The 5,244-nt window shown below is 65.3% G+C and carries 6 protein-coding genes; all 6 read left to right on the forward strand.

All coding sequences use genetic code 11. From position 1 onward, the window contains the following. Nucleotides 1-57 precede the first annotated feature (57 nt). On the forward strand, nucleotides 58-1,389 hold the full coding sequence (locus DGI_RS16645) for a DUF2201 family putative metallopeptidase (RefSeq protein WP_021758474.1): 1,332 nt from the start codon (nucleotides 58-60) through the stop codon (nucleotides 1,387-1,389). Beyond that, nucleotides 1,389-1,850 carry a hypothetical protein gene (locus tag DGI_RS16650; protein WP_021758475.1) on the forward strand — a complete coding sequence of 154 codons (462 nt, stop codon included), beginning with the start codon at nucleotides 1,389-1,391 and terminating at the stop codon, nucleotides 1,848-1,850. Before DGI_RS16645 ends, DGI_RS16650 begins: the two co-directional genes overlap by 1 nt. A 573-nt stretch (nucleotides 1,851-2,423) precedes the next feature. Beyond that, nucleotides 2,424-2,768, forward strand: coding sequence for a hypothetical protein (locus DGI_RS16655; RefSeq protein WP_021758476.1), 345 nt, complete (start codon nucleotides 2,424-2,426; stop codon nucleotides 2,766-2,768). A 145-nt stretch (nucleotides 2,769-2,913) separates the two neighbouring features. After that, on the forward strand, nucleotides 2,914-4,266 hold the full coding sequence (locus tag DGI_RS16660) for a WD40 repeat domain-containing protein (RefSeq protein ID WP_144284260.1): 1,353 nt from the start codon (nucleotides 2,914-2,916) through the stop codon (nucleotides 4,264-4,266). Nucleotides 4,267-4,299: 33 nt separating this feature from the next. Next, nucleotides 4,300-4,731 (forward strand): type II secretion system major pseudopilin GspG, encoded by a 432-nt coding sequence (gspG, locus tag DGI_RS16665; RefSeq protein ID WP_021758478.1) that lies wholly within the window; start codon nucleotides 4,300-4,302, stop codon nucleotides 4,729-4,731. Further along, nucleotides 4,728-5,183, forward strand: coding sequence for a prepilin-type N-terminal cleavage/methylation domain-containing protein (locus DGI_RS16670; protein ID WP_021758479.1), 456 nt, complete (start codon nucleotides 4,728-4,730; stop codon nucleotides 5,181-5,183). The genes gspG and DGI_RS16670 overlap by 4 nt, the downstream gene beginning before the upstream one ends. Nucleotides 5,184-5,244 lie beyond the last annotated feature (61 nt).

Here is a 5,244-nt window from a genome sequence, read left to right on the forward strand (position 1 = left end):
CCTTTCTTCAGAAAGGTTTTCCCCCGATCACCTCCCACTGCTTCACCAGGTCTTCCCATGCACGAACCCGCCCGCCTCAAGATGCTTCAGGCCCGCAGCGCCCTGGTGCTGGAGCATCCTTTTTTCGCCGCCCTGGCCCTGCGTCTGGAGCTGCGCGAGGACGCCGCCTGCCGCACCGCCTGGGCCGACGGCCGCACCCTGGGGTACAACCCGCAGTACATCGAGGCCCTGCCCCTGGAAAAGGTCAAGGGATTGCAAGCGCATGAAGTGCTGCATCTGGCCTGCTGCCACCACACCCGCCGCGCCGGACGCGACAAGACGCTGTGGAACAAGGCCTGCGATCATGCCATCAATCACGTGCTGCTGGATGCCGGCCTGCAGCTGCCCACGGGCTTTCTGGACGATCCGGCCCACCGCGGCAAGTCTGCGGAGGCCATTTACGCCGTGCTGGCGGATCATGACGAGGAGCGCAAGGGCGGCGCCGTGGGCGGTCCACCGCAGGAGATCCGCCCCGAAGAGGACATGGAGGCCGGCAGCTCCGGCGCGGAAGGTCCCGAGGGGCTGGACACGGCCGGGGAGTCCGATCCCGGCGGCGAGGAGGCCGAGTCTCCCCCGCAGCGCACCGACGACGGCGCCGGCAGCGACGGTGAAGACGAGGACGGCCAGGACGGCGACAGCGACGATCCCGGCCTGAGCGGTGAAGTGCGCGATGCCGAGGCCGTCAACGATGGCATGGATGGCGGCGACCCCCGGCAGCTGGAGGAGGATTCCTGGCGCGTGGCCGCGGCCCAGGCCCTGCACAAGGCCCAGGAGGCCGGCCAGTTGCCCGGCAGTCTGGAGCGGCTGATCCTGGACGGCCACGCCCCGGCCGTGAGCTGGCGGGAGCTGCTGCGCCGGTTCCTGGCCCAGGCCGCCCGGAACGACTTTTCCTGGATTCGTCCCAACCGCCGGCATCTGCACGCCGGGCTGTACCTGCCCGGGCTGGAAAGCGAGGACCTGGCCGAAGTGGCCGTGGCCGTGGACGTCTCCGGCAGCATCACACAACCGGAGCTGGACGCCTTTGCCGCGGAACTGTCCGCCATTCTGGAAGAATTTGACAGCGCCATCACCGTGTTCACCTGCGATGCCTGGCTGACCTCGCAGGAACGGCTGGCCCGCTGGGATCTGCCGTTGCAATTCCAGGCCAGGGGCGGCGGGGGCACGGATTTCCGGCCGCCCTTCGCCCGGCTGGAGGAAGACGGCATCAACCCGGCATGCTTCATCTATTTTACGGATCTGGCCTGCAACTGCTTTCCGCAGGAACCGGCATACCCGGTGCTGTGGGTCACGCCTGTGCTCAATCCCAGCCCGCCGCCATTCGGGGAGCTGGTGGTCATGGAGGAGTGCTGATGCGCATGGAATGGACCATCATCAAGGGCCGGGGCAACCTGCGGCCGGTGCTGCAATACACCGTCACCCTGACGGAATTTGAAAAGAGCCTGGCCGTGCCCATGGTGGAGGTGGAAAGCGGCATCCCCAAGCCGCCGGATGCGGGCTGGAACTTCTGCTGGCCCGGCCAGCACGAGCGCGGCCCCTGGACGCCCACGGAATTTCATGTCCTGCAGACGCCCAACCACCGCAGCGGCCAGGCCACGGCCTCCCTGAAACTGCCCTGGCGGGCGGACAATCTGTATCCCGAGGTGGAGACGTCCTTCCTGGCCCTGCGCGAGGCCTTCGAGATCGCCCTGACCGAGGCTGCCCAGAGCCAGCCCTTCCAGGTGCAGGGCCGGCTGGAGACCTCCGGCGAGGCAAAGAAACACATCGCCCCGGCCGTGGCCGCGGCCAGAATCCTGCATGCGGTGAAGGGATAGAGGACGGTGTTTTTGAAAAGCATTCTCGGGGGAAACCCTTTCTGAAGAAAGGTTCTTNGTTCTTCCCCCGAACCCCCTCCCGCAATGTCCTTTTTCAAAATTAAAATGCTCTATCGGGCCCTGCTGCCGGGGCATGACTGTGACAAAGGCGCTTGTGCCAGGGCAAGGCGATAAGGGAAAGGTGCGAGGGAAACGACGGGGACGGAGTTCCGAAAGAGGTATCCCCTGTAGCCTGTTCCAAACGTCGGGATCCCGCCATTGTCGCAGACGCTGCCAGCACGCTGGACAAGAATCCTGCCATGGTACAGCAACCGACAATATGGCATTTTCAAAAAGATGCTGATTGTTTAATTAAAATTACAAATAATCATCATACCATATACCAAGATCCTCCTTTTGGAACATCAGTTTTACAGCCTGCATCGGGGTTGGTCATGCAGCACTACAGTCAAGAAAATTCAGCTTTTCAATTGACTTGTTGTGATGAAACCGTTTTAATGGCGTTGGGAGAGAATGTGTGCTGCATCCGAAACTGTGCGCGACTGAACACCAATATTTCCGCAGGAGGCTACAATGCTTCGACTCTTGAAAGTTTTTTTGGTTGTGGCTGCGATGCAGGGGTTGCTGTTTGTTGCCGCGGGCGACGCCTCTGCACAGTGCAACTGGAGGGGACCGTACACCGTGCTGCGACTGGGCATGATGAGCGGGGGATCATTGGCCGGGACGTTCAAGCTGGCTGGGGCCGTGGTCTCTTTAAGCTATTCATCGGCCGATGGGGCAACCTTTGTAAATCTGCCGTACATGAAGGAAACCTTGGCAACCCTGCTCACGGCAAAAGCCGCGGGCTCTTCTGTTAACCTGTGCGTCACCACCGCGAACAGCGCCAGATTTTCTTCTGCGGTCATCCGGGAAGACTAGTTTCTTTGTTCGCAGGACGTCTTCCCACTGTTGACGTTCAAAGGCATTGCATCGTAACCAGACGAAGACAAAAGCCGCCTGTATTGCAGGTGGCTTTTGTGGCATCGCGTACACTGGCGTCGCTGCATTGAACCAGTCCGGCGGCATGATGCAATCCCCAGAGACGTGTTCACAGCCCGCGCTGCGGGCTACGCTGCTGCTCGTCTTCCTGCTGCTGTTGGCCGGCTGTACTGCCGGCCATGGTCCTCCCCGGCCTCACGCGTCCGACGCCTCCGCCCCAGGGGCGGCTTCTGCCGTGGCGCCGGGCTCTCTCCAGGCCTTTGCCGCGGCCCGCGCCGCGGAGCTGACGCCCTCCCTGCGGAGCATTTTTGCCCCGCCCCAGGGGTTGCCGCAGCCGTTTTTCCTGGTTCTCTCCCGCGAGGTGCAGGAAACGCCCCTGGCGGACCGCGTTCTTGCCCATGCCGCCGATGACGCCAGCCTGGCCTTTGCCCGCGAAGATGGCGGCATCGGCATCGTGTCGTCCTGGCCCTGCCGCAGCCTGGCCCTGCCGGGCGGCGCGCGCGCCGTGGCGCTTTCCCTGGCGGCCCAGGCCGGCCGGCTGGCGGCCCTGGACGAGGGCAACCACACCCTGCGCGTGTTCGATCTCACTGCCTGCGGCGAGCTGGCCGCCCACGCCACCCCCACCCCCGTGGCCACCATGGCCCTTTCTCCGGACGGGCAGACCATCGGCTATGCCGACGCCGCCTATGGCCTGTGGGCCGGGCCGGCCATCGCCACGGGCCAGGGGTTCGCCAGTCTGGCCCGGCTGCGGTTCATCACCCTGGATGTGGGCTTCTCTCCCCGCGGCGGGCTGCTGGTGGTGGTGGATCAGGTGGGCTGGATCACCGTCTGGAAACTGCCCGAAGGGCAGATCCTCAAAACCCTGCGCCTGCCCGGCGGCCCGTTCCAGGAAGCCCGGATCTCGGGCGGCACGGTGCTGGCCCGCACGGTGCAAGGCGGGACGGTGGCCTTTGATCTGGCCTCGGCATCCGCCCTGGCCGCTCCCCCGCCCGAGACGCTGACCCTGCGTGAAGGCGTGCTCCTCCACACCGGCGGGGCCCCGCGGCTGCATCGCCGGCTCAGTCTGGGCATGTCCCCCATGCAGGTCTGGCTGCACGAGGCCGCCGGGGTGCTGACCCTGCGCGACGTGGATGGCCAGGCCCGCAGCTACACCGTGCAGGACGGCCGCCCGACGCACCCCCCCGGCGGCCAAGGCCAGCCCGTGACACTGGACGGCCAATACGTCGCATCCCACGGCGCGTTGCGGCTGCAGATCGCCTTTCCCCTTTACAAGACCGCGGGAATGACCTTGTATTGCAGGCAGACGGCGGACGAACAGTACCTGTTGTGGTGGGAGGCCGGCGAGCATCCCGCCGCGCCGCAGACACCCCCGCCGGGCCTGCCCCGCCTGTCCAACGTGTTCGGCGCCGAGCCCGCGGGCTGGATCCCTCTGGACTGACCCGCGCACACAACCCCGCACAGGTGACGCCCCATGCGAAACTCCGGCTTCAGCCTCATTGAAATCCTCATTGTCATGATCATCCTTGGCCTGCTGGCTACGGTGCTTGCCCCGCGGATCATGGACCGCCCGGACGAAGCCCGCGTCACCAAGGCCGCCGTGGACATCAAGCAGCTGGAAACCGCCCTCAAGCTGTACAAGCTGGACAACGGCCGCTACCCCACCACCGCCCAGGGCCTGCAGGCCCTGGTGGAGCAGCCCCGCCAGGACCCCGTGCCCAAAAACTACCGCGAAGGCGGCTACCTGGAGCGCAAGGAGCTGCCCAAGGATCCCTGGGGCACGCCCTTCATCTACCGTTCCCCGGGCCGGGACAAGCGCCCGTTTGAACTCATCAGCCTGGGTGCGGACGGCAAGGAAGGCGGCGAACAATTCGATGCAGACGTCAACAGTTGGGAAATTGAATGAGCTCCCGCAGCACGGCCGGATTCTCCCTGCTGGAGCTTCTGGTGGTGCTGATGCTGTTCGGCCTGGGGCTCTTCGCCCTGTTGCCGACCCTGACGCCGCAGCGCTCCGGCTCCCGCGAAGGCAGTCTGGAGCACTTCATTGCCGAGGCCCGGCGCGAGGCCGTGCAGCAAGGCACGGTGCAGCGCCTGTGCTTCCGGTTCGGCAGCCGGGACATGATCCGCGGCAACGCCACCGTGCGCCTGGAATCGCCCCTGGCCGCCGCGGCCCTGGATGGCGAGCGCGTTGCCGGCGCGGGCGGCTGTTTTTGCATCTATCCATCGGGATTGATGGACTCCGTCTCCCTGCGGCTGGCCTCCGGCGACATCTATCGCAGCCAGATGCTGACGGGACGGCTGGAAGCCAAGGACCCCTCCCGGCGCGTGGCGGCCCCGCGGACAGGGCAGGCCTTTTAGGGCAGGGTCTCTTTGACAGGAGCTCTCGGGGGAAAACCTTTCTGAAGAAAGGTTTTCCCCC

This window comes from Megalodesulfovibrio gigas DSM 1382 = ATCC 19364 (assembly GCF_000468495.1).
Taxonomy (GTDB): domain Bacteria; phylum Desulfobacterota; class Desulfovibrionia; order Desulfovibrionales; family Desulfovibrionaceae; genus Megalodesulfovibrio; species Megalodesulfovibrio gigas.